Origin of the sequence: Bordetella genomosp. 9, assembly GCF_002261425.1 — a bacterium.
Taxonomy (GTDB): domain Bacteria; phylum Pseudomonadota; class Gammaproteobacteria; order Burkholderiales; family Burkholderiaceae_B; genus Bordetella_C.
This window is the reverse complement of sequence record NZ_NEVJ01000003.1, coordinates 1,964,431-1,986,958: the sequence shown is the minus strand read 5'-3', so window position 1 is coordinate 1,986,958 and position 22,528 is coordinate 1,964,431. Positions and strand designations below refer to the sequence as shown.

The window sequence follows — 22,528 nt, the reverse complement described above, 5'->3', positions numbered from 1 at the left end:
GACGGCATGGTTCCGCATGCCGATGGCGAGAGGATTCCATGCATTTTGCGCCTCGTATTCCAAAGCGCGTAGCAGCACCCCTGGTCACCGTTGCCGCCGCGGTGACATTGCTCGCCGGATGCGGCGAGCGTCCGCAATTGAATCCCGGTCCACCCCAGGTCAGCGTCATCACGGTGCAGCCCGAGCGCGCGCCCAGCGTGGCCGACCTGCCCGGCCGCGTCGACGCCGTGCGCGACGCGCAGATCCGCGCACGGGTCACGGGCATCGTGCAGAAGATCGTTTTCCAGCAGGGCGGCGACGTCAAGGAAAACGAGCTGCTGTTCAAGATCGATCCGGCGCCCTACAAGGCGGCCTACGATCAGGCCGCCGCGCAATTGAAGCAATCGCAGGCCGATCTGTTCAGCGCCAAGGCGCTGGCCGATCGCTACGCGCCGCTGGTGAAGGCGAATGCCGTCAGCAAGCAGGATTACGACAACGCGGTGGCCAGCTATCGGCAGGCCGACGCCGCGGTCGCGGCCGCCAAGGCCAATCTGCAGAACGCCTCGATCAACCTCGGCTATACCAATGTGACGTCGCCGATCACCGGCCGCATCGGCAAGCCGCTGGTGACCGAAGGCGCGCTGGTGGAAGCTACGTCGGCCACGGAGATGGCGCTGGTCCAGCAGCTGGATCCCGTCTACGTCGATTTCACGCAGTCGACCACAGACCTGGCGGCGCTGCGCAAGGCCTTCGCGGGCGGCCAGCTGCAGAAGGTGGGCGACAACGCGGCCCTGGCCGAGGTCGTGCTGGAAGACGGCTCGATCTACGGGCATAAAGGCAAGCTGCTGTTCACCGGCATCACCGTCGATCCGTCCACCGGACAGGTGAACCTGCGCGCCGTATTCCCCAATCCGGAAACCGTGCTGCTGCCCGGCATGTACGTGCGCGTGCGGCTGACGCAGGGCGTGGACGACAAGGCGCTGCTGGTGCCGCAGCAGGCCCTGCAGCGCACGCCTGACGGCTTGCAGAGCCTGATGCTGGTGCGCGATGGCAAGATCGACCAGGTCAACGTGACCACCGGCAATGCGCTCAACGGGCGCTGGGTCATCACCAGCGGCCTGAAGGCCGGCGACGTGGTCGTCGTGGAAGGCTTCCAGAAAGTCCGCCCGGGCGCGCCGGTGAAGGTGTCGCAATGGACGCCGGGCCAGCAGCCCGGCGCGCAACAGCCCGGAGCACAACAGCCCGGAGCACAACAGCCCGGAGCACAACAGTCCGGCGCGCAACAGCCGGCGGCTCCCGCCGCGCCTGCCGGTCAGAAGTCGTAATCGGGCGCGGCGCCGTGCCAGGGCGCCGCTTCCCCGCACCATGAGCATTGTCTTCGGGGTCTACCCTCATGCCGCAATTTTTTATCGATAGACCGATCTTTGCCTGGGTGGTCGCGCTGTTCATCCTGCTCGCGGGGATACTGGCGATCCCCAACATGCCGGTCTCGCAGTATCCCAACGTCGCGCCGCCCGCCATCGAGATCACCGCCACCTATCCCGGCGCATCCGCCAAGGAAGTGGCCGACTCGGTGACCAGCCTGATCGAGGATCAGCTCAACGGCGCCAAGGGCCTGCTGTATTACGAATCCGTCAGCGATTCGAACGGCCAGTCGACCATCACCGCCACGTTCGCGCCGGGCCGCGATCCGGACCTGGCCCAGGTGGACGTGCAGAACCGCGTGGCCAACGTGACGGCCCAGCTCCCCGCCGCGGTCGCGCAGCAGGGCGTGCAGTTCCAGCAGACCAGTACCGGCTTCCTGATGATCGTGACCGTGTCGTCCACCGACGGCACGATGGACCAGACCGCGTTGGCCGACTACGTCACGCGTAACGTGAAGAACCCCGTGTCGCGCGTGCCGGGCGTGGGCCAGTTCCAGCTGTTCGCCGCGCCGCGCGCCATGCGCATCTGGGTCGATCCGCAGAAGCTGGTGGGCTACAACCTGAGCATGTCCGACGTCAACCAGGTCATCGCGCAGCAGAACGTCCTGATCTCCGGCGGCAACATGGGCGGCCCGCCCAATCCGGCGAGCCAGCGCACGACGGCGACGGTGATCGCCAACGGCCAGCTGTCGACCGTGGAAGGCTTCGGCAACCTGGTGCTGCGCGCCAATACCGACGGGTCGGTGGTGCGCATCCGCGACGTCGCCCGCGTCGAGATCGGCGCCGACAACTACTTCTTCGGCGCGCGCCTGAACGGCAAGCCGACGGCCGCCTTCGCCATCATCCTGTCGCCCGATGCCAACGCGCTCGCCACCGCCAAGGGCGTGCGCCAGCAGATGGAGCAGCTGTCCAAGTATTTCCCGGCCAACATCAAGTACGACATTCCGTACGACACCGCGCCCTACGTGCAGACCTCGATCTCCGACGTGGTCAAGACACTGCTCGAGGCCATGGTGCTGGTGTTCCTGGTGATGTTCCTGTTCCTGCAGAACGTGCGCTACACCATCATCCCGGCCCTGGTGGTGCCGGTCGCGATGCTGGGCGCTTTCGCGGTGATGCTGGCGCTGGGCTTCTCGATCAACGTACTGACCATGTTCGCCATGGTGCTGGCCATCGGGATCCTGGTGGACGACGCCATCGTGGTCGTTGAAAACGTCGAGCGCATCATGGCCAGCGAAGGCCTGTCGCCCAAGGAGGCGACCTCGCGCGCGATGCCGCAGATCACCGGCGCCATCACCGGCATCACGCTGGTGCTGGTCAGCGTGTTCCTGCCGCTGGCTTTCATGGGCGGCTCGGTGGGCGTGATCTATCGCCAGTTCGCCGTCGCCATGGCGGTATCGATCTTCTTCTCCGCCTTCCTTGCGCTGAGCTTCACGCCGGCCCTGTGCGCCACCATCCTCAAGCCCGTGCCGCATGACCGGCACGAGGAAAAACGCGGCTTCTTCGGCTGGTTCAACCGCCGCTTCGACCGCGGCACGCACGCATACCAGAACTGGGTGTCGCGCATCCTGCACAAGGGCGGCCGGATGATGCTGATCTACCTGGTGCTGGTGCTGCTGCTGGGCTGGCTGTACTGGCGCATGCCGTCGTCCTTCCTGCCCGAGGAAGACCAGGGCTATGTGATCAGCAACATCGAACTGCCGTCGGGCTCCAGCGCCAATCGCGCGGTGGACGTGCTGCAGCAGGTCGAGAAGTACTTCATGGATCAGCCGCAGGTGCAGAACATCATTGCCGTGCAGGGCTTCAGCTTCAACGGCAACGGCCTGAACGCGGCGATCGCCTTCACCACGCTCAAGGACTTCGACGAGCGCAAGGGGCGCGCGAATTCCGCGCAGGCGGTGTCTTTCCGGGCCCTGAACAACCTGCTGATGGGCATACACGACGCCATGGTCTTCACCGTGGTGCCGCCGGCCATCTCGACGCTGGGCAACGCCACCGGCTTCGATTTCCGCCTGCAGGACCGTGCCGGCGCGGGCACCGACGCGCTCGCGGCCGCCACCGGCCAGTTGATGGGCATGGCGATGAAGAGCCCCGTGCTGTCGCAGGTACGTATCTCCGGGCTCGGGCCGAGCGCGCAATTGAGCCTGACGATCGACCGCCAGAAGGCGGCCGCGCTGGGGGTCAACTTCGACGAGGCGGCCACGCTGGTTTCCACCGCGGTGGGCAGCGCGCTGATCAACAAGTTCCCCAACTTCGGCCGCATGCAGAACGTGTGGGTGCAGGCCGATGCGCCCTATCGCATGCAGGTGGAAGACATCCTGAACCTGAACGCCCGCAATGCGAGCGGCGGCATGGTGCCCTTGTCGAGCTTCGTCACCGCCAAGTGGGGCCAGGGCCCGGTGCAGATCGTGCGCTACAACAGCTACGAATCGATCCGTATTTCCGGCGATGCGGGGCCGGGCTACACCAGCGGCGAAGCCATGCAGGAAATGGAAAACCTGATGGCCCAGTTGCCCCAGGGCTTCGGCTACGAGTGGAACGGCCTGTCCTACCAGGAGCGGGAGGCCGGCAACCAGGCGCCCATCCTGATGGGACTGTCGCTGATGGTGGTGTTCCTGGTGCTGGCGGCGCTGTACGAAAGTTGGGCGATCCCGCTTTCCGTGATGCTGGTGGTGCCGCTGGGCATGCTGGGCGCGGTCGGCCTGGTGGGCTTGCTGGGAATGTCCAACGACGTGTACTTCCAGGTGGGGATGGTGACCGTTATCGGGCTGGCGGCCAAGAACGCCATCCTGATCGTCGAATTCGCCAAGGACCAGTACGCGCGCGGCTTCGGGCTGTACGAGTCCGCGGTCGAGGCCGCGCGGCTGCGGTTCCGGCCCATCCTGATGACGTCGCTGGCCTTCATCCTGGGCGTGATTCCGCTGGCCATCGCCAGCGGCGCGGGCGCGGCCAGCCAACGCGCGGTCGGCCTGGGCGTGCTGGGCGGGATGCTGGCGGCCACGCCGTTCGCGGTGATTTTCGTGCCGACCTTCTTCGTCGTCGTGCTGGGTCTGTTCAAGACCAAGCCGCGCCTGCTGGGCGCGGAAGCGCGCCGCTTCGAGGAAGAACAGGCGGCCAGGCGGACGCAGGACGGCACCCCGCCCGCGCCCGCCACCGAAGGGAAGGGTGAATGATGCGTGCGCCATTCATGTTGAAGAGAACCTCGCTGGCCATGGCGATCGTGGCCGCCGTCAGCGGCTGCTCGCTGGCGCCCAAGTACGAGCGGCCCGGCGCGCCGATCCAGGCGGATTGGCCCGACCAGCCCAAGCTGGTGTACAGCGGCTACGACAAGGCCACGACGGCCGGCACCCAGCCCGCCTCGGCCCTGGCCCCGGCGGGCGACGTGGCGGCCGCCGACCTCGGCTGGCGCGAGTTCTTCCGCGATCCGCGCCTGCAGGCGCTGATCGCGCTGTCGCTGCAAAATAACCGCGACCTGCGCGTGGCCGTGCAGAATGTGGAGGCGGCGCGCGCCCAATGGGGCGTGCAGCGGGGCCAGATCTATCCCGCCATCGGCGCCGGCGTCCAGGGCACGCGGCAGCACCTGCCGCCCAGCCTGCGTCCGGGCGGGCCGGATTCGTCGTCGATCAGCAGCCAGTACCAGGCGGGCCTGGGCCTGACCACGTTCGAGATCGACGTGTTCGGACGCCTGCGCAGCCTGTCGGAAGCGGCGTACCAACAATACCTATCCACAGAACAGGCGCGCCGCAGCGTGCAGATCTCGCTGGTGGGCGAAGTGGCCCAGGCGTACCTGAACCTGCGCGCGGCCGACGTGCAGCTGGACCTGACGCGCAAGACGCTGGATTCGCGCCAGGCCTCGTATGACCTGGTCAAGCGCCGCTTCGATGGCGGCGTCTCGTCGGAACTGGACCTGAACCAGGCCAAATCGCTGCTGGACTCGGCCTCGGCCAGCCTGGCCGAGCTGGCGCGGACCCAGGCGCAGGCGGTGAATGCCCTGGTCCTGCTGACCGGCGCGCCCTTGCCGCCGGATCTGCCGCCGCCGGCCCCGTTCGACAACGCCCAGGTGCTGGCCACCATTCCGGCGGGCCTGCCGTCCGACCTGCTGGAGCGCCGTCCCGACATCCTGTCGGCGGAAAACAACCTGCGCTCGGCCAATGCCAATATCGGTGCTGCCCGCGCGGCTTTCTTCCCGACGATATCGCTGACCGGCCTGCTGGGCGCGGCCAGCCCGTCGCTGGACGACCTGTTCAAGGGCGGTCACGGATTCTGGAGCTTCTCGCCGTCCATCACCACGCCGATCTTCGCCGGGGGCTCCATCCGGGCCAATCTGGACCTGGCCAAGGCGCGTGACAACATCGCGGTGGCCCAGTACGAGAAATCGATCCAGCAGGCCTTCCAGGAGGTCTCCGACGCCCTGGCGGGCGTGGCGACCTACGGCACGCAGGTGCAGGCGCTGCGCGCGCTGGAAACCTCCTCGGCGCGCTCGGTCGAGCTCTCCACGATGCGCTACAACAGCGGCGTCGACAGCTACCTGCAGGTGCAGAACGCCCAGGTGACCTACTACGACGCGCAGCTGCAGCTGGTGCAGGCCGGATTGGGGGCGCTGTTGAACCGCGTGGCGCTGTACAAGGCGCTGGGCGGCGGCTGGGAAGAAACCACCAGGAAGCCGGAACAGACGGCGGACGCCGCGGCCCCGGCGAAATAAGGGCGGGGCCGCCCTCCGGAGGAACGATTTCCGGAACACGGTTTGCTGATGCATGGACCTTGTCTGGCGGCTGGCCAGCCGCCATGTAATACGTGCCGCCCGGACCGGGCGGACGTCGCTTCAAGGTGTCCTCATGCCCCAGAACCCGATACTGCTGCGCGGCAACGCGCAGCCCGAGCAAGCCGGAGCAGGCAATACCGAAGCCCCCGCGCGTGAGCAGGACGCGCGGCCCCCGCACCGCGTCGTGATCGTCGGCGGCGGCGCCGGCGGCCTGGAACTGGCGACGGAGCTCGGCCGCAAGCATGGCCGGCGGCACGTCACCCTCATCGACAGCCACATGGTGCATATCTGGAAGCCCACGCTGCACGAAGCCGCGGCGGGCACGATCGACGTGCAGCAGGAAGGATTGTCGTACCTGATGCTGGCCAACCTGTCGCAATTCAACTTCGTGCTGGGGCCGATGCTGGGCGTGGACCGTGCGCGCCGCCTGGTCCAGGTCGGGGCGATCCCGGGTCCGGCGGGCGAGCCCCTGCTGCCCGCGCGCGAGATCCCCTATGACACCCTGGTCATCGCCGTGGGCAGCACCTCGAATTTCTTCGGTACGCGAGGCGCCCGCGAACACGCGATCACCCTGGATACGCCCGAATCCGCCGAGCAATTCCGCCTGACCATGCTGCAGGCCATGGTGAAGGTAGACCAGGCCAAGGCGAGCGATCCCCGGGCGCGGCTGCACATCGCCATCGTGGGCGGCGGCGCCACCGGCGTGGAGCTGGCCGCCGAGCTGCACGAGGCCAGCCGGCTGGTCGCGGCGTATGGGCTGTCGAATTTCGATCCGCGCAGGGATCTGGCCATCCGCATCATCGAAGGCGCGCCCCGCATCCTGGCCGCGCTGCCGGAAAAACTCTCGCACGCGGCCCAACGGCGCCTGGAGAGCCTGGGCATCGAAATCGAGAGCGGGTGCCTGGTGTCCGAGGTCACGGCGGATACGGTCCATACGAAGGACGGCCGCGCCTTTCCGGCCGAACTATGCATGTGGGCGGCCGGCATCAAGGGGCCGGACGTGCTCGGCGCCCTGGACCTGCCGCGCAACCGCGTGGGCCAGCTGGAGGTCGATGCCCGCCTGCAAACCGAAGATCCCGCCATATTCGCATTCGGGGACTGCGCGGCCGCGCCCCGCGCGGACGGCAGGGTGGTGCCGGCGCGCGCGCAGGCCGCCCATCAGGAGGCCAGCTACCTGCGCCGCCGCCTGAGCGCCCGCATTGCCGGCCAGCCCGAACCCGGCGGCGACTTCGTCTACAAGGACCGGGGCTCGCTGGTCTCCCTGGGCCGCGAGCGCGGTGTGGGCAGCCTGATGGGGGCGCTGCTGGGGCGTGGGTTCTTCATCAGCGGCCTGATCGCCCGCTGGATGTACGCCAGCCTCCACCTGCTGCACCACCGCACCGTGCTCGGGTTTTCCCGTACGGTATCGCTGGCGCTCGCGCGTCTGCTGACGCGGCGCACGCATCCGCGCGTGAAGCTGCATTGACCGAGCAGGGCTGGACGTTCGGGTCACGATTCCAGGCAGATACCCCGTCTGAAACCGGGACCCAGGCGGGGTGCCCCACAAAAAAGAGGCCACGGCTTTCGCGGTGGCCTCAAAGCTCGTGTGCGGGTCCACGACGTACCAGCTGTGGAAAAAACAGCCCGTCGACCCGCCGAAAAAGTAGCATCGAGCTGCTGCAGCACACACGCATGCCAGTAACTAAACGTAACTTTACTACCACCATTTCGGTCCTTGGTTTTTGCGCTATGTCCTGAAATCAGCCTGTTTATGGATGAAAACAAGCGTTTGGACGCGGCACTGAAATACATATTAAGTAACCATCCCGCGCAGAAATGCGCGTTCGGCGCAGGAACGCTTGGCCCCGGGTCTCCGGTCCGCGTCAGACCGCCGGAATGGTAAGCGGCCGTCCCGTAAGCGCTACAACGGCGGTAAGCGGTGCCGATCCTTAAGGAGAATCAAGGGCATACGCCCGGCCCATACCGGGCCAGGCGTCCGAAATGCCCTGGGCACGCGTGTTGCCATTGGTCGTGCTACTCACCTAGGGGGCGCATGATGACTGACGAACGCAAGCCAGCACGTAAACCACGCGGTTTCGCGGCAATGGATCCGGAATTGTTGCGCGGGATCGCGGCACAGGGCGGCCGCGCCGCTCATGCCATGGGCAAGGCCCATCGTTTCGACTCGCAGGAGGCCAAGCAGGCCGCGGCGAAGCGGCACGCCGGCAAGCCCGGCAAGCCGGAGCAGGGCAGTACGGCCGAACAGACCGAGGACGAGGCGCAGGGCGCCGCCGTCGTCGAGGAAAACAAGGCTTGAATTGCCTTGCGCGCTCAACGCTCTACGCGGCGAAAGCCCACGTAGCCGCCGTCGGCGTCGAACAGATAGTCGAATACGTTGAGCGCATGCACGCTGGTGTTGACGAACGCCGGCCGGTTTGCGCCTTCCACCAGGATGACGCGGGACGGCGCCGCCGGTTCGCGCGCATCCCCGACGTTAAAGCCATAGCCGGGCGACCGGGAAGTGGCATCCGTGCCGAACCGTACCGTCACCCGGGTCCCGGGTGACAGGGCGTGGCCGCCCGGGGCCAGGTGTCCCGCCTGGCGGTCCGGCGGTACGGTCAGGTACATCGCCGATACGCCGGTATCGATCAGCGCCGTCCCGCAGGCCGGCGCTCCCTGGTCCAGCGCGATGCAGGCGCCCAGGGGCATCCAGTCGCGCCCATCGGGCCGCTTCGCCAGCTTGATGTAGCGGTAGTCGCCGCGTGTGTTGGCCGGCGTCAGGCCGACGTGCACGCCTTCGCGCGTGACGACGTAGCCGCGGCGCGCGCGGTGCGGCTGCTCGCGGCCCGGATTCGCGCCATCGCCCATGCCGGGCAGGTTCAGGAAGGGATTCTTGTCCGGCGTGCTCTGCGACTGGTGGTCGGCTTCGCGCGCGTAGCCTATGCCTATCATCGCCACGTGGCGCGGATGGTCCTCGGGCTGGCAGTCCCGCGCGTCGCGGAAACAGTCGATCCGGTCGATCGCCAGCACGGGCAGGGGCCGCGTCGTCACGCTGGCGCCGTTGGCGCCGCGGATGGTGGCGGTGGCCATTACCCAACGTCCGCGCATGATGCGGCCCGAGCTGGAATAGCTCAAGGTTCCGGGGCCCAGCGCCTGCAGCCGGTCCACATCGGGAATGGTGGACGCGGCCACCACGATGCCGGTCGACCCGGTATCCATGACCGCCTGCACGGATTCGCCGCCGAACGACAGGCCCAGCGTGGGCGGCGCGGCGCGCGCCTGGCCGGCTTCGGGCGCGTTCAGGAACCGCAGATAGGTTCCTTCACGGTAGCCCTCGTAGCTCGGGTCGGCGTGGACGACCGCCGCGGCCAGCAGGCAGGCGGCGGCAAGGGCGGCACGGGCGGCGGAACGTTGATATAGGCGCATGGCGATCGATCTTAACCGTTTTGGCGTGCGCCGGATGTCCTAGCACATGTTGCCGTCGCGCCTGTGGGCTAGGGCATGCGGTGCTCTATCTTCGATGGGCGGCCGCCGGGAAACTCTGCCTGACCCGCCCGTCCGCGCGACGGGCCTGCAACCAGGGAGCGCGTAATGAGCCTAGCGACAGCAATCCGCACCAACGGCGACCATGAAGAAGCCGAATTCCCATGGCCCAGCCAAAGCGGCCAGGTATCCAGGACGGACCTGGGCAGCCTGCCGATACCCATACATTCCCAGGTGGTGACCTTCCTGCTGGGCGACCTGATCGGCCGCAAGCTGCGGGTGGCGGCGGGGCCGGTGCCGGTCGACCGCGAACCGGGACGGGTGACGATCCTGATGGATGCGACCGGGCGCATCACCGATATGTGGGTGGATCCCGACGAAGACAACGATTGATGCGCGTCGCCGTGATCAGGCGGGCTTGTCGACCGCCGGCGTTGGCGGCGCCTCATGCCCGGCTTGCACGCCGGCGGGCGCCTGTCTTTCGACGCGCCGGCGCAGTGCTTGGAAAGTGCGCAGCACCTTGCCCACGGTAGTGGCCTCGCGCCAGCAGGCGCGGCGCAGGCTGCGCAGGGGCAGCCACCACGGGCGCACGATGGCACCTGGCGCCCACATCGGCCGCCAGCTGTTCATGTTCCGCGGCCGATCGGCGATGGTCACCGTCGGTATGCCGCAAGCCGACGCCAGATGACCGATGCCGGAATCGGTGCCGATGAACCAGCCCGATTCGAAGATGGCCGCGGCGACGCGGGCCAGGTCCGGCGCTTCCAGCACGGCCAGTCCATGGGCGTCCAACAGGGCGCGCCAAGCCGGGCGTTCGTGCCGCGCCAGCACGAAGACCGGGTCGAATCCGCGTGCGCGCAGCGCGGTGGCCAAGGCCGCATACTGCGTCGGCCGCCAGCATCGTTCGGGCTCGCTGGACGAGGGATGCACGATGACGCGCCGCGGATGCAGCGCGTGCCGCAACGGGGCCGGGGCGCGCAGGCCGTTGTCGTGCGTCCAGTCCTTCACGCCGAGGAACTCACGGGTGAAGCGCCGGAACGTGGCCATGATGCCGTTGCAGGGCGCGCCCAGGCCGTTCGAGCCGTCGTCCGCCGGTTGGCGGGGCAAGGATTGCTTGATGGCCAGGAAGTTGCCATGGCGTTGCGCCAGGCCGGCGATGGGCGCATCCTGCGACATCTGCACAACGGCGGCGCAGGCGTCCAGCGCCCCCGGTTCGTTCGCCGCCGCCAGGGGGCGCAGGTCGAAGCCAGGAAACCATTCCGCCAGCGCGACGCCATGATCGCCGTAGACGACCACGCGCCGTCCCGCGTTGCGCAGGTTGTTCGCGATGGCCATCAGGAATAATGCGTCGCCCAGGTAGGGCGACAGGATCAGCGCGACCGGCGCATCCGTGTCTATCTTTACCATTTCTCGTCCGTCACCCCGCGGCCGCCAGGTTCCATCCCTGCGCGAGGTGCGCAAGCTTAGACTGGGGCCCCGTGAATAAAACGTGAATTCCCGGGTGGACGAGGGGTGCGCCGGCGAGTATTTACTTCTGGAAGTCGATCACGATCCGGCCCTGTATATCGCCGTGGTGCATGCGCGAGAAAATATCGTTGATATTCTCCAGCGATTCCGTGGCGATGGTGGCCTTGACCTTGCCTTCGCCGGCGAAGTTCAGGGCTTCCTGGAGGTCCAGCCGCGTGCCCACGATGGAGCCGCGCACCGTGATTCCGTTCAGCACGGTATCGAAGATGGACAGCGGAAAGTCGCCGGGGGGCAGACCGTTCAGCGATACGGTACCGCCACGGCCGACCATGCCCAGGCTTTGCTCGAAGGCCTTGGGCGATACGGCGGTGACCAGCACGCCTTGCGCGCCACCGATTTCGCGCTTCACGAACGCCACCGGGTCCGTGGTGCGCGCGTTGACCGTCAACGCGGCGCCCAGTTTCGTCGCCAGTTCCAGCTTGTCGTCGTCGATGTCGACGGCCAGCACGTTCAGGCCCATGGCCTTGGCATATTGCACGGCCAGGTGTCCCAGGCCGCCGATCCCGGAAATCACCATCCAGTCGTCCGGTTTGGTGTCGGTGACTTTCAATCCTTTGTAGACCGTCACGCCGGCGCACAGAATGGGCGCGATATCGACGAAGGACACATTGTCCGGCAAGTGGCCGACGTAGTTGGGATCGGCGATGACGTACTCGGCAAAGCTGCCGTTCACCGAATAGCCGGTGTTCTGCTGTTCATGGCACAGCGTTTCCCAACCGCCCAGGCAGTGCTTGCAGTGGCCGCAGGCGGTGTACAGCCAGGGCACGCCGACACGGTCGCCTTCCTTGATGTGCGTGACGCCAGCGCCGACACCGACGACGTGGCCGACGCCTTCGTGGCCGGGGATGAAGGGCGGCTTGGGCTTGACCGGCCAGTCGCCCTCGGCGGCATGCAGGTCGGTATGGCAGACCCCCGTCGCGGCGATCTTGACCAGTATCTGGCCGGGGCCAGGCGTGGGCACCGCGACTTCCTCGATCACCAGCGGCTTGCCGAATTCGCGGACAACCGCGGCTTTCATGGTCTTGGTCATGGAAAATCTCCTGTCAGAAACGCGCGTCGATATCGACGACGTCGATCAGTTTGTGGTTGACGAACTCCTTGAGCCCCAGCCCGAGCAGTTCGCGCCCGTAGCCGGAACGCCGGATGCCGCCGAAAGGAAGATCGGCTTCGACCTTGGTCGGATGATTGACGAACACCATTCCCGTCGAGATCCTGCGAGCGACCTCGGCGCCGCGCCGGGTATCGGCGGTAAATACCGAGCCACCCAGGCCGAACGGCGAGTCGTTGGCGATGCGCACCGCGTCGTCTTCGTCCTTCGCGCGGAACAGCATGGAAACCGGGCCGAAGTATTCCCAATAGCGGGCCGGGTTTTCCGGGCTGATATCGGTCAAGATGGTGGGCTGCACGAAAGCGCCCTGTTGCGGTACCGGCGGCCCCACCTGTTCAGCCTTGGCGCCATGGGCCACGGCCAGCCGGATCTTTTCCTTCAGGTCGTCGGCGGCGGTTTGCGAAGACAGCGGCGCCAGCGTCGTGGCGGCGTCGAACGGATCGCCGGCCTTCAGCGCCGCGACGGCCTCGCGATAGCGGCTCAGGAATTCGTCGTAGACCGCGTCGACGATGATCATGCGCTTGGATGACACGCAGACCTGGCCGCCATTCCAGTGCCGGCCGAACACCGCCCATTTCACGGTCTTTTCCATATCCGCGTCGGCCAGCACCACGAAGGCGTCGGCGCCGCCCAGCTCCATGGTCGACTTCTTCAAGGCCTTGCCGGCCTGGGCCGCGACGATGGCGCCCGCGTCCTCGGAACCCGTCAGCGCCACGCCATGCACGCGTGGATCGTTGATGATCATTTCCACCTGCGACCGCGTCGCGTACAGATTGGTGAAGGCGCCATCGGGCAGGCCCGCCTCGCGCATCAGCGTCTCGAAAGCCGCCGCGCTTTGCGGCACGTTGGACGCATGCTTCAGCAGGATGGTGTTGCCCGCCGACAATTGAGGCGCGATGATGCGCGCGATCTGGTAGTAGGGGAAATTCCAGGGTTCGATGGCCAGCAGCACGCCCAGCGGTTCGTGCACCAGGATGGCTTCGCCTTCCGCCGGGTCCGCCACCGGCAGCTTTTCCGGTTGCAGCAGCCGCTCGGCGTTCTGCACGTAGTATTCGAAGATCTTCGCCGACAGCTCGACTTCCGCCTTGGCTTCGGCGTACAGCTTGCCCATCTCCAGCGTCAGCAGCTTGGCATAGGCGTTGCATTCCTTGCGCAGGATGTCGGCGGCCTTTTGCAGGATGGCCCCGCGCTTGGCGTGCGGCATCTCGCGCCAGGCGAGGAACGCGCCATGGGCCTTATCGATGGCGGTCGCGACCTGTTCATCGGTGGCGTTGGGAAAAGTCTTCAGGACTTCCCCGGTGTAGGGGTTGGTCGTGGCGTAGGTCATGTCCGTATTCCTCGTGTAAGCGGGGCGCCGGCTGGCGCCCGGGCCGCGCCGGCGATCGGGCTTGCTGTCCCGGCGCGGCGGGGGACGCCCGTAAGAGATGGCTGCTCCGTCTCAGGCGGGCGCCAGTTCCTTCACCGACTGGACCATCTGCGCGAGCACGGCCTGGGCATCCCCATAAACCATGTTGCAGTTGTCGGCGTAAAACAGCAGGTTCTCGACGCCCGCATAACCTTTCCCCTGGCCGCGCTTGACGACATAGACCTGATGCGCGCGGTCGACGTCCAGGATGGGCATGCCGTAGATGGGCGAGGACTTGTCGGTGCGGGCGGCGGGATTGACCACGTCGTTCGCGCCGATCACCAGCGCCACATCGGTGGAGGCAAAGGCATCGTTGATGTCTTCCATGTCGAAGATGATGTCGTACGGCACGCCGGCCTCCGCCAGCAGCACGTTCATGTGCCCGGGCATGCGGCCGGCGACGGGGTGCATGGCGAACTTCACGTCCACGCCGGCGGCCTGCAGCTGCTTGACGAATTCGTAGAGCTTCTGCTGCGCCTGCGCCACGGCAAGCCCGTAGCCGGGAACGATGATGACGCTGGCGGCGTAGCGCATGGCGGTGGCCGCATCGCTCGCCTCGACGGACTTGATCCGGCCGGCAATATTGCTGTCCGTGGCCACGGCGACGTCGCCGAAGTTGCTGAACAGGACATTGGTCAGCGAGCGGTTCATGGCCTTGGCCATCAGCACCGTCAGCAGCGTACCGGCCGAGCCGACCACCATGCCGGCGATCATCAATGCCGGATTGGATAGCGCATAGCCTTCCAGCGCGACCGCCAGCCCGGTGAAGGCGTTGTACAGCGAGATCACCACGGGCATGTCGGCGCCGCCGATCGGCAGGGTCATCAACACGCCGAAGGCCAGCGCGACGATGAAGAAGCCGGCCGCCATCACGGTCGCCTGGCTGCCGCCGGCGTAGAGGGCCGTGGCGCCGCCCGCGATCAGGGCCACGGCAAACACCGCCGCGTTGACGTATTGCTGCCCGGCGAAGCGCCAGGGCTTGTCGATCTTTCCGTCGAGCTTGGCCCAGGCGATAACGGAGCCGGTCAACGACACCGAGCCGATCAATGCGCCGGCCAGGGTCACGCCGGCCAGCAGCGCATCTTGCATCGGGCCGCGGAAGATCTCGGCGGCGGCGATCGCGGCGGCGGCGCCGCCCCCCATGCCGTTGTACAGGGCGACCATCTGCGGCATGCCTGTCATGGCGACCTTGCGGCCGCTCCATACCGCCCAGCCGCCGCCCAGCGCCAGGGCAATCACCGCCAGGGCAAGATTCGTCAGCAGGCGCGACTCCGCGATCTGCGGCAGGCGCGCCAGCACCAGGAATGCCGATGCCACGGCGATCAGCATGCCGGCGCCGGCGATCTTGATGCCGGCCAGCGCGGTCACCGGCGAGGACATTCGCTTCAGTCCGAAGATGAACAGGCCCGCGGCCAGCAGTCCGGCCAGTCCTTCCAGGTAGGCAAGCAGCATGGTCAGTCCTTCTTCGGGCCGCTGGCGCGGAACATCGCCAGCATCCGGTCGGTCACGACGTAGCCGCCGGCGGCATTGGCCGCGCCCAGCACGACGCCGATGAAGCCGACGGCCTGGGTCGTCGCCGACGTCGCGGTCAGCAGGGCGTGCAGCGCGCCGACCACGACGATGCCATGGATGAAGTTCGATCCCGACATCAGCGGCGTATGCAGGATGGCGGGCACGCGGCTGATCACCTCGTAGCCGGTAAAGGCGGCCAGCATGAAGATGTACAGCGCGATGAGGACGGTCAGCGTGGTGGCGGAAGTCATGCCGTCATCTCCGTGGGCTCGTCCTTGGCCAGCAGGGCCTGGATGGCGGCGTCCCGCACCTGTCCGTCATGCGTCAGCACGGTGCCGGCGACGATGTCGTCATCGAAATCCAGCCGGATCGCGCCGTCCTGGACGATGAGCTCGACCAGGTTCAGCAGGTTCTTGGCATACAGCTCGCTGGCGTGCTGCGCCAGCATCGACGGCACGTTCAGGGGGGCCAGGATGGTGGCGGGACCGACGACCACCGTTTCGCCCGGCCGCGTGCCTTCGCAATTGCCGCCGCCTTCGGCGCCGAGGTCGACGATGACGGCCCCGGGCTTCATGGCGGCGATCTGCGCGGCGGAAATCAGCCTGGGCGCCCGTTTGCCGGGAACCGAGGCGGTGGTGACGACCATATCGGCCGCCGCGATATGCCCGTCCAGCGCGGCCTGCACCTTGGCCTGCTCGTCGGCGGTCAACTCGCGCGCATAGCCGCCTTCGCCGCGCGCATCCACGCCGGTGTCGACGAACTTCGCGCCCAGCGACAGCGCCTGTTCCCGGGTTTCGGGGCGGACGTCATAGCCTTCCGTGATCGCGCCCAGCCGGTGCGCCGTGGCCAGCGCCTGCAGCCCCGCCACGCCCAGGCCCATGACCAGCACCTTGGCGGCCCGCAGGGATCCCACGGCGGTGGTCATCATGGGCAGGATGCGCGGCATATGCACGGCGCCCAGCAGGGGGGCATAGTAGCCGGCCAGCGCGGCCTGGCTGGACAGGGCGTCCATCGCCTGCGCCCGGCTGATACGCGGAATGCGCTCCATGGCAAAACTGGTGATGCCGCCGTCCCGCAGGACGCGCACGACGTCGGGAGACGCGGCGCCGTAGACGAAGGACATGAGGATGGCGCCGCGCTTCATCGCGGCGACGCTCGCCAGCGATGGCGGCTGCACCGCCAGCACGATGTCGGCTTCGCCGAGCAGCCGCTGGCGGTCCGCTTCGACCCGCGCATCCATATAAGCCGCATCGGGAAATGCCGCCGCCTGGCCGGCGCCGGCCTCGATGCGTATGTCGGCGCCCAGGCGCTTCAGGCGCGTGGCAACGGCGGGGATCACGGCCACGCGCTTCTCGCCGGGCTGCGACTCCTTCAGGACGGACAACGCAAAAGCCATCATCTTCCTTCGACAGGTGCGACGCGGCCGCGCGTCGCGTATACGATGGAAGAATCTTAGGCAGAGGCCTGGAAACGCGTTGTGACCTGGATCAATCTGGAGGATGCTTGGTGCGGCCGATGCCGAAGCGCGCGCGGCGGGGCACGGCGTCAGCACCGCGCGTTCAGCAGTTTGAAGGCTTTGGAGAGTCAAATTCGAGGGTTGATGACGCCGCGTCCCCACCCGGGCAATAAGTATCGTCTTGAAGACAAGGAACACCATGGAACTTCAAATCAATGGCAAGACCCATCAGGTCGAGTCCGATGCGGATACCCCTTTGCTCTGGGTCATACGCGACGAGCTGGGCATGACGGGCACCAAGTACGGCTGCGGCCTGGCGCAATGCGGCGCCTGTACGGTGATGGTCGATGGCGTGGCCATGCGGTCCTGTGTCACGCCCGTCGCCGGCATGGCGGGCAAGCAGATCACCACCATCGAGGCGATCGAGAATGACAGCGTGGGCCAGCGCGTGGTCGCGGCCTGGGTCAAGCACCAGGTTCCCCAGTGCGGCTACTGCCAGTCGGGACAGGTGATGGCGGCGACAGCCCTGTTGAAGCAGGTCCCGCATCCGACCGACGACGAGATCGCCGCGGCGATGATCAATCTGTGCCGCTGCGGCACCTACAACGCCATCAACGACGCGGTCCATGAACTCGCTGGCGACACGGCTGGCGCCGTGAAGGGGGCATGATGGATACGCTGTCCACTTCCTCGGCGCAGGCCGCGCTTTCGTCGACGCAGCCCGAGAACCTTTCGCGTCGCCGCTTCCTGCTGGCTTCCGCCGGCACGGCGGCCGGCGCGTTCGTGCTGGGCATGGGCTTGCCCATGGGCGAGGCACGGGCGCAGGCCGCCGCCGCGGCGCCGGCACGGGCGACCAAGGTCCCTGCCTTCCTGGAGATACGCCCCGACAATACCATCCGCCTGCAAAGCCCTTTCATCGAAGGCGGGCAGGGCATTTTCACGGCCATGGCGCAGATCGTCGGCGAAGAGCTCGACGCGGATCCGGCGACCTTCATCGTGGAGAACGCACCGCCGGGCAGCGACTACATCGCGATGGATAGCGGCCGCCGCATCACCGGCGGCAGTTCGTCGGTGCGCTTCGGCTATGCGAACATGCGGCGGCTGGGCGCGCTGGCGCGCGCCATGCTGGTCCAGGCCGCCGCCAATCGTTTCGACGTTCCCCCCACCGAACTCGATACGCAACCCGGCCGGGTCGTGCACCCGGCCTCGGGCAAGTCGATTTCCTATGGCGAGCTTGCCGCCGACGCCATGGACCTGCCCGTGCCCGACCCCGGCAGCGTCAAGCTCAGGGATCCGGCCAGCTTCCGCTGGATAGGCAAGCCCGTCGATCGGCTCGACGTTCGCGACAAATCGACCGGCAAGGCCATCTACACCATCGACACCCAGGTGGACGGCATGCTGCACGCAGCGGTCCAGCATGCGCCCAGGCTGGGCATGACGGTCGGCGCCCTGCGCAACGAAGACCAGGTCAAGGCCATGAAGGGCGTGCATTCGGTGCATCGTCTGCCGGGCGCGGTGGCGGTGGTCGCCGAACGCTGGTGGAACGCCAAGCGCGCGGCCGAGGCGCTGCAGGTGGATTGGCAGGAAGCGCCGGCCGATTCGACGCTGCGGGTCATGCCGGCGGATTTCTCCACCGCGGCCTTCCAGGAACGGCTCGCCAGCGAAACCGGCGATGGCGTCGACGCCGAGAACCAGGGCAATGTGGCCGATGCCTTGAAGAACGCCAAGACCGTTGTCAGCGCGACCTACCATAGCCAGTATGTCCGCCATGCGCAGCTGGAGCCGCCCGCGGCCCTGGCGCGATTCAATCCGGACGGCACCCTGGAAGTCTGGCTGCCCAACCAGGCGCCCGATATATTCCTGGCCGATATCGTCAAGCGGACCGGGCTCGACCCCAAGCAGGTCACGCTCCATTCGCCGCTGCTGGGCGGATTCTTCGGCCGCCACTTCCTGTACAACTCGGCCAGTCCCTATCCGCAGGCGATACAGCTGGCGAAGGAAACCGGACGGCCGATCAAGCTGATCTGGAGCCGTGAGGAAGAATTCCTGCGCGACGTCGCGCGGCCGATGGCCGCGGTACGTTTCCGCGGCGGCCTGGACGCGAACGGCATGCCCGTCGCCATCGAGGCCATCAGCGCCACCGAAGGCCCCACGGAGGGCATCGCCAACAAACGGGCCGACAAGCACGATCCCGCCGCGGTCGAGGGCCTGGCGGGGAAATCCTACGCCATTCCCAACCGGCGTATCGCGCAGCTCTATGTTAAGACGCCGATGATGCTGGGCTACTGGCGGTCGGTGGGCAATTCCATGAACGATTTCTTCTATGAAACCTTCCTGGACGAACTGGCCGACAAGGGCGGGCAGGATCCCTACGCGATGCGCATGCATCTGCTGCAGGGAAATGCGCGCCTGACCAGGTTGTTGCAGGCGGTCGGCGAATTGTCCGGCGGCTGGAAGCGGGGGCCGTTCACGGCCGAGGACGGCACCCGGCGCGCGCGGGGCGTCGCGATGGCATCGCCGTTCGGCTCGCAGGCCGCCGCGATCGCCGAGGTATCGATCAAGGAGGGCCAGGTGGTGGTGCACGACATCTGGGAAGCGATCGACCCCGGCAATATCGTGAACCCGGCCATCGTCCACGCGCAGGTCCATGGCGCGGTCGCGCTCGGGCTGTCGGAAGTCCTGCTGGAAGAAGCCGTGTACGAGCATGGCCAGCCGGTCGCCCGCAACTATGACCTGTATCCCATCCTGCCGCCGGGCCGCATGGCGCGCGTGCACGTCCGCGTTGTCGAAAGCGGCGAAAAAATGGGCGGCATCGGCGAACCGCCATTGCCGGCCATTCCTCCCGCCGTGGCCAACGCGGTGTCCACCTTGACCGGCCAGCGTGTCCGCAGCATGCCGCTGTCGAAGTACACCTTCAAGGTTTGAGCCTGAGCAGGCGGATCACGGGATCGTGCAACAGATGAAAAAAAGCAGGGTAGGGCGCGTTCTGGCCGGCATCGTGCTGGCCTGTGTGGTCGTGGCGGCGGCGCTTGCGTGGTTCGTGACACGCAAGCCGGCGTCCGCCTTCGATGGGGTGGCGGACGCGGATACCGCGTCGCCACAGTTGATACAGCGGGGCGAATATGTCGCGCGGCTGAGCGATTGCGTGGCCTGCCACAGCACCGCCAACGGCGCGCCGTTCGCCGGCGGCCTGGAGATGGCGACGCCGCTGGGTTCGATCTTCGCGACCAACATCACGCCCGACAAGGATACGGGCATAGGCGCATACAGCCTGGCGGATTTCGACCGGGCCCTGCGCCAGGGCGTCGCGCTGGATGGGCATCGCCTTTACCCGGCCATGCCCTATCCGTCGTATGCGAAGCTGAACGACGACGACGTGCGGGCGTTGTATGCCTACTTCATGCATGGCGTCCACCCGGCGCATCAGGAAAACCGGCCCAGCAGCATCCCCAGCCCCTTGAATATGCGGTGGCCGCTGGCCTTGTGGAATGCGGTCTTCACCGAGCCCGGGACCTATCGGCCCAAGCCCGTACAGGGCGCGGCCGACGACGGTACGCTGTGGAATCGCGGCGCCTACCTGGTGCAGGGCGCCGGCCACTGCGGCAGTTGCCATACGGCGCGCGGGGTCGCGTTCAACGAAGAAGCGCTGGACGAAAGCGGCTCGAGCTACCTGGCGGGCGCCTTGCTGGACGGTTGGTATGCCCCCAGCCTGCGCGGCGACGGCAACACCGGCCTGGGCCGCTGGAGCGAGGACGACGTTTTCCGCTTCCTGAAGCAAGGCCGCAACGCGCACGCGGTGGTGTTCGGTTCGATGACGGACGTGATCAACAACTCCACGCAGTTCATGAGCGACGATGACCTGAAGGCGGTCGCCCATTACCTGAAGTCCCTGCCGGGCGCGCCGGGCAAGGATGGCGCGCCCTGGCAGTACGACGCGTCCTCGAACAAGTCGCTGGACGTGGGCGAGCGCCTGCGGGTGCCGGGCGCGCAGACCTTCATGGCGCGCTGCAGCGCCTGCCACGGCGCCGATGGGCGGGGGCAGGGCGAATGGATACCGCCGCTGGCCGGGTCCGCGTCATCCATGGCCACGCAGGACGCCTCCAGCATCAATGTGACCTTGAACGGCTCGGGCCGCATCGTCGCCAACGGCGTGCCGGATGCCTATCGCATGCCGCCTTTCCGCAATCAGCTCAGCGACCGGGAGATCGCCGACGTGCTGACCTTCGTGCGCACGTCGTGGGGCAACAAGGGCGGCCCTGTCAAGCCCGATGCGGTCAAGGATCTGCGCGACCGCACCAATCCGGCCAGCAGCAATGTGATCATCCTGCAGATGCGTTGAGCCGCGTGGCGGCGCTCAGGGAAAGCAGGGCGCCGAAGGCGGCCAGGCTCAGGGCCGTCGAGACCCAGAGCGCGCCGGCGCCCCAATGATCCAGGCACAGGCCGAACAGCCAGGGCGCCAGGGCCTGCGTGATCCGCGCGGGCACCATCAGCATGCCCTGCCGGGCGCCGTAGCCCTGCGCGCCGAACAGCACCAGGGGCAGGGTGCCCTTGGCGATGGTCAGGATGCCGTTGCCCGCGCCGTGGAGTACGACGAACACCGAGGCGAACGGGGCGCCGAACATCAGCAGCAGCAGGGCGCCGATTGGATGCGCCACCGTTGCCAGGCGCGCGGATAGCAGCGGGTGCACGCGGCGCAGCAGCCCAAACTCCAGCAGGCGGGCGCCGACCTGCGACGGACCCATCAGCGACCCGGCCCCCACCGCGACAGCAAGCGTGGCGCCGCCGGCCATGAGCAGGCGAGGCAGATGCGCGGCCAGCGCCGTACTGATGAACCATGTGATGGCGAACACGGCCGCCAGGACGACGGTGGCCCACGTCGTCGTCGGTGTTGGTGTCGGTATCTTTGACGATGCCGATGCGGGTGCGGTTGTCGGCACCCCTGCCGGCGCCGATCGCGATGCGGGCGCCGTCGACGGGCGTCTGGCCGCCATGGCCGTCGCGCCCGGCGATGGCAACAGAAAATTCAGCGGCAAGGCCAGCACCAGATGCAGCACCGCCCAGGCGTAGCACGCCTCGCGCCACCCGAACTCCACCTGCAGATAATGGGTCAGCGGCCACCCCACCGTGCTCGCGAAGCCCGCGATCAAGGTAATCCCCGAGATCGCCCCGCGCGAATGTTGCCCGTACAGCCGCACCAACGAGGAAAACGCCGCCTCGTAAAGCCCGCAGCCCATGCCCACCCCCAGCAGCGCCCAGGCAGCGAACAATCCCACGGCCGACTCCACGCTGCCCAGGCAAGCCAGCCCCAGCGCGAAAACCACGTTCGTCGCCATCAACACCGGCCGCCCGCCCCAGCGATCGATCGCCTGCCCGGAATGCGGCCCCAGCAGCGCGGAAATCACCAGGGCGAAGGAAAACGCCGCGAAAATCGTCGGCTCCGCCACGTGCAGGTCCCGCGCCATCGGCGCGCTGAGCATGGCCGGCAGGTAATACGAAGACGCCCACGCCAGGGTCTGCGTTGTGCCGAGCGCCGCGACGACGCTGGTACGGCGGGTCAGGCGCATGTTTCTCGGCCCATGCCACCCTGGCAGCAGTGTTCGGTCAGGTATCCCATCAGGGCGTCCATGTTCGCGTAGTCGGCGCGGTAGATCAGGTTGCGGCCCTGCTGTTCCACCTTGACCATGCCCGCATGCGTCAGCGCTTTCAGGTGAAACGACAGGGCGTTGCGCGCGACGCCCAACTGTTCCGCCAGGACGCTGGGCGTCAGGCCGCCCTGGCCCGCCACGACCAGGGACCTGAAAACCCGCAGACGCTGGACGTGGGCAAGGGCGGCCAGGGAGGCGACGGCTTGGTCTTCTTTCATGGGGAGATGACTGCGGCTCTCGATCTAGAT

General features: G+C 67.3%; 18 protein-coding genes. 9 read left to right on the top strand and 9 right to left on the bottom strand.

The window, feature by feature from the left end:
- Positions 1–38: 38 nt before the first annotated feature.
- The 5 genes from CAL26_RS20080 to CAL26_RS28825 all read left to right on the top strand — a co-directional run bounded on the left by CAL26_RS20080 (position 39) and on the right by CAL26_RS28825 (position 8,461).
- Positions 39–1,304, top strand: coding sequence for an efflux RND transporter periplasmic adaptor subunit (locus tag CAL26_RS20080; protein WP_094848509.1), 1,266 nt, complete (start codon positions 39–41; stop codon positions 1,302–1,304).
- A 68-nt stretch (positions 1,305–1,372) separates the two neighbouring features.
- A complete protein-coding gene (locus tag CAL26_RS20075; RefSeq protein ID WP_094848508.1) occupies positions 1,373–4,576 on the top strand; it encodes an efflux RND transporter permease subunit in 3,204 nt (1,067 codons plus the stop codon).
- Positions 4,577–4,590: 14 nt separating this feature from the next.
- Positions 4,591–6,105: an efflux transporter outer membrane subunit gene (locus CAL26_RS20070; protein WP_373454496.1), complete on the top strand. Its 1,515-nt coding sequence runs from the start codon at positions 4,591–4,593 to the stop codon at positions 6,103–6,105.
- A 133-nt stretch (positions 6,106–6,238) separates the two neighbouring features.
- Positions 6,239–7,630, top strand: coding sequence for an NAD(P)/FAD-dependent oxidoreductase (locus CAL26_RS20065; RefSeq protein WP_094848506.1), 1,392 nt, complete (start codon positions 6,239–6,241; stop codon positions 7,628–7,630).
- Positions 7,631–8,248: 618 nt separating this feature from the next.
- Positions 8,249–8,461 carry a hypothetical protein gene (locus CAL26_RS28825; protein WP_373454495.1) on the top strand — a complete coding sequence of 71 codons (213 nt, stop codon included), beginning with the start codon at positions 8,249–8,251 and terminating at the stop codon, positions 8,459–8,461.
- Between the two features lie 14 nt (positions 8,462–8,475).
- Here CAL26_RS28825 and CAL26_RS28485 read toward each other — a convergent pair whose 3' ends face one another.
- Positions 8,476–9,570: a hypothetical protein gene (locus tag CAL26_RS28485; protein ID WP_218831567.1), complete on the bottom strand. Its 1,095-nt coding sequence runs from the start codon at positions 9,568–9,570 to the stop codon at positions 8,476–8,478.
- A 165-nt stretch (positions 9,571–9,735) separates the two neighbouring features.
- Here CAL26_RS28485 and CAL26_RS20050 point away from each other — a divergent pair, with 165 nt between their 5' ends.
- Complete coding sequence (locus tag CAL26_RS20050; protein ID WP_094848504.1) at positions 9,736–10,020, top strand: hypothetical protein; 285 nt, start codon at positions 9,736–9,738, stop codon at positions 10,018–10,020.
- Between the two features lie 15 nt (positions 10,021–10,035).
- On the opposite strand, the gene CAL26_RS20045 is transcribed toward CAL26_RS20050, so the two are convergent.
- From CAL26_RS20045 to CAL26_RS20020, 6 genes are all read right to left on the bottom strand, one after another.
- Positions 10,036–11,034 carry a glycosyltransferase family 9 protein gene (locus tag CAL26_RS20045; protein WP_094848503.1) on the bottom strand — a complete coding sequence of 333 codons (999 nt, stop codon included), beginning with the start codon at positions 11,032–11,034 and terminating at the stop codon, positions 10,036–10,038.
- Positions 11,035–11,155: 121 nt separating this feature from the next.
- Positions 11,156–12,184 carry an alcohol dehydrogenase AdhP gene (adhP, locus tag CAL26_RS20040; protein WP_094848502.1) on the bottom strand — a complete coding sequence of 343 codons (1,029 nt, stop codon included), beginning with the start codon at positions 12,182–12,184 and terminating at the stop codon, positions 11,156–11,158.
- A gap of 13 nt (positions 12,185–12,197) precedes the next feature.
- The gene (locus tag CAL26_RS20035; protein WP_094848501.1) at positions 12,198–13,589 is read right to left on the bottom strand and encodes an NAD-dependent succinate-semialdehyde dehydrogenase; all 1,392 of its coding nucleotides are present in this window, start codon (positions 13,587–13,589) and stop codon (positions 12,198–12,200) included.
- A 111-nt stretch (positions 13,590–13,700) separates the two neighbouring features.
- A complete protein-coding gene (locus CAL26_RS20030) occupies positions 13,701–15,119 on the bottom strand; it encodes an NAD(P)(+) transhydrogenase (Re/Si-specific) subunit beta (protein ID WP_094848500.1) in 1,419 nt (472 codons plus the stop codon).
- 2 nt (positions 15,120–15,121) lie between these two features.
- Entirely contained in the window at positions 15,122–15,430 is a 309-nt protein-coding gene (locus tag CAL26_RS20025) for an NAD(P) transhydrogenase subunit alpha (RefSeq protein WP_094848499.1), read from the bottom strand.
- Positions 15,427–16,575: an NAD(P) transhydrogenase subunit alpha gene (locus tag CAL26_RS20020; RefSeq protein WP_094848498.1), complete on the bottom strand. Its 1,149-nt coding sequence runs from the start codon at positions 16,573–16,575 to the stop codon at positions 15,427–15,429. Before CAL26_RS20020 ends, CAL26_RS20025 begins: the two co-directional genes overlap by 4 nt.
- Positions 16,576–16,834: 259 nt before the next feature.
- Here CAL26_RS20020 and CAL26_RS20015 point away from each other — a divergent pair, with 259 nt between their 5' ends.
- Genes CAL26_RS20015 through CAL26_RS20005 form a run of 3 tightly spaced genes read left to right on the top strand, consistent with a single transcriptional unit; the run spans position 16,835 to position 20,974 of the window.
- On the top strand, positions 16,835–17,305 hold the full coding sequence (locus CAL26_RS20015) for a (2Fe-2S)-binding protein (RefSeq protein WP_094848497.1): 471 nt from the start codon (positions 16,835–16,837) through the stop codon (positions 17,303–17,305).
- Entirely contained in the window at positions 17,302–19,560 is a 2,259-nt protein-coding gene (locus CAL26_RS20010; protein WP_094848496.1) for a xanthine dehydrogenase family protein molybdopterin-binding subunit, read from the top strand. Before CAL26_RS20015 ends, CAL26_RS20010 begins: the two co-directional genes overlap by 4 nt.
- Before the next feature lie 34 nt (positions 19,561–19,594).
- On the top strand, positions 19,595–20,974 hold the full coding sequence (locus CAL26_RS20005) for a c-type cytochrome (RefSeq protein WP_094848495.1): 1,380 nt from the start codon (positions 19,595–19,597) through the stop codon (positions 20,972–20,974).
- On the opposite strand, the gene CAL26_RS20000 is transcribed toward CAL26_RS20005, so the two are convergent.
- A complete protein-coding gene (locus CAL26_RS20000) occupies positions 20,955–22,199 on the bottom strand; it encodes an MFS transporter (protein WP_094848494.1) in 1,245 nt (414 codons plus the stop codon). The two genes, CAL26_RS20005 and CAL26_RS20000, sit on opposite strands and share 20 nt — an antisense overlap.
- Positions 22,190–22,498: an ArsR/SmtB family transcription factor gene (locus CAL26_RS19995; protein WP_094848493.1), complete on the bottom strand. Its 309-nt coding sequence runs from the start codon at positions 22,496–22,498 to the stop codon at positions 22,190–22,192. The genes CAL26_RS20000 and CAL26_RS19995 overlap by 10 nt, the downstream gene beginning before the upstream one ends.
- Between the last annotated feature and the right edge of the window lie 30 nt (positions 22,499–22,528).

Coding starts and splice junctions, on each gene's coding strand:
- CAL26_RS20080 (WP_094848509.1), top strand. CDS start 39: ATGCATTTTGCGCCTCGTATTCCAAAGCGCGTAGCAGCACCCCTGGTC.
- CAL26_RS20075 (WP_094848508.1), top strand. CDS start 1,373: ATGCCGCAATTTTTTATCGATAGACCGATCTTTGCCTGGGTGGTCGCG.
- CAL26_RS20070 (WP_373454496.1), top strand. CDS start 4,591: ATGTTGAAGAGAACCTCGCTGGCCATGGCGATCGTGGCCGCCGTCAGC.
- CAL26_RS20065 (WP_094848506.1), top strand. CDS start 6,239: ATGCCCCAGAACCCGATACTGCTGCGCGGCAACGCGCAGCCCGAGCAA.
- CAL26_RS28825 (WP_373454495.1), top strand. CDS start 8,249: ATGGATCCGGAATTGTTGCGCGGGATCGCGGCACAGGGCGGCCGCGCC.
- CAL26_RS28485 (WP_218831567.1), bottom strand. CDS start 9,570: ATGCGCCTATATCAACGTTCCGCCGCCCGTGCCGCCCTTGCCGCCGCC.
- CAL26_RS20050 (WP_094848504.1), top strand. CDS start 9,736: ATGAGCCTAGCGACAGCAATCCGCACCAACGGCGACCATGAAGAAGCC.
- CAL26_RS20045 (WP_094848503.1), bottom strand. CDS start 11,034: ATGGTAAAGATAGACACGGATGCGCCGGTCGCGCTGATCCTGTCGCCC.
- adhP (WP_094848502.1), bottom strand. CDS start 12,184: ATGACCAAGACCATGAAAGCCGCGGTTGTCCGCGAATTCGGCAAGCCG.
- CAL26_RS20035 (WP_094848501.1), bottom strand. CDS start 13,589: ATGACCTACGCCACGACCAACCCCTACACCGGGGAAGTCCTGAAGACT.
- CAL26_RS20030 (WP_094848500.1), bottom strand. CDS start 15,119: ATGCTGCTTGCCTACCTGGAAGGACTGGCCGGACTGCTGGCCGCGGGC.
- CAL26_RS20025 (WP_094848499.1), bottom strand. CDS start 15,430: ATGACTTCCGCCACCACGCTGACCGTCCTCATCGCGCTGTACATCTTC.
- CAL26_RS20020 (WP_094848498.1), bottom strand. CDS start 16,575: ATGGCTTTTGCGTTGTCCGTCCTGAAGGAGTCGCAGCCCGGCGAGAAG.
- CAL26_RS20015 (WP_094848497.1), top strand. CDS start 16,835: ATGGAACTTCAAATCAATGGCAAGACCCATCAGGTCGAGTCCGATGCG.
- CAL26_RS20010 (WP_094848496.1), top strand. CDS start 17,302: ATGATGGATACGCTGTCCACTTCCTCGGCGCAGGCCGCGCTTTCGTCG.
- CAL26_RS20005 (WP_094848495.1), top strand. CDS start 19,595: ATGAAAAAAAGCAGGGTAGGGCGCGTTCTGGCCGGCATCGTGCTGGCC.
- CAL26_RS20000 (WP_094848494.1), bottom strand. CDS start 22,199: ATGCGCCTGACCCGCCGTACCAGCGTCGTCGCGGCGCTCGGCACAACG.
- CAL26_RS19995 (WP_094848493.1), bottom strand. CDS start 22,498: ATGAAAGAAGACCAAGCCGTCGCCTCCCTGGCCGCCCTTGCCCACGTC.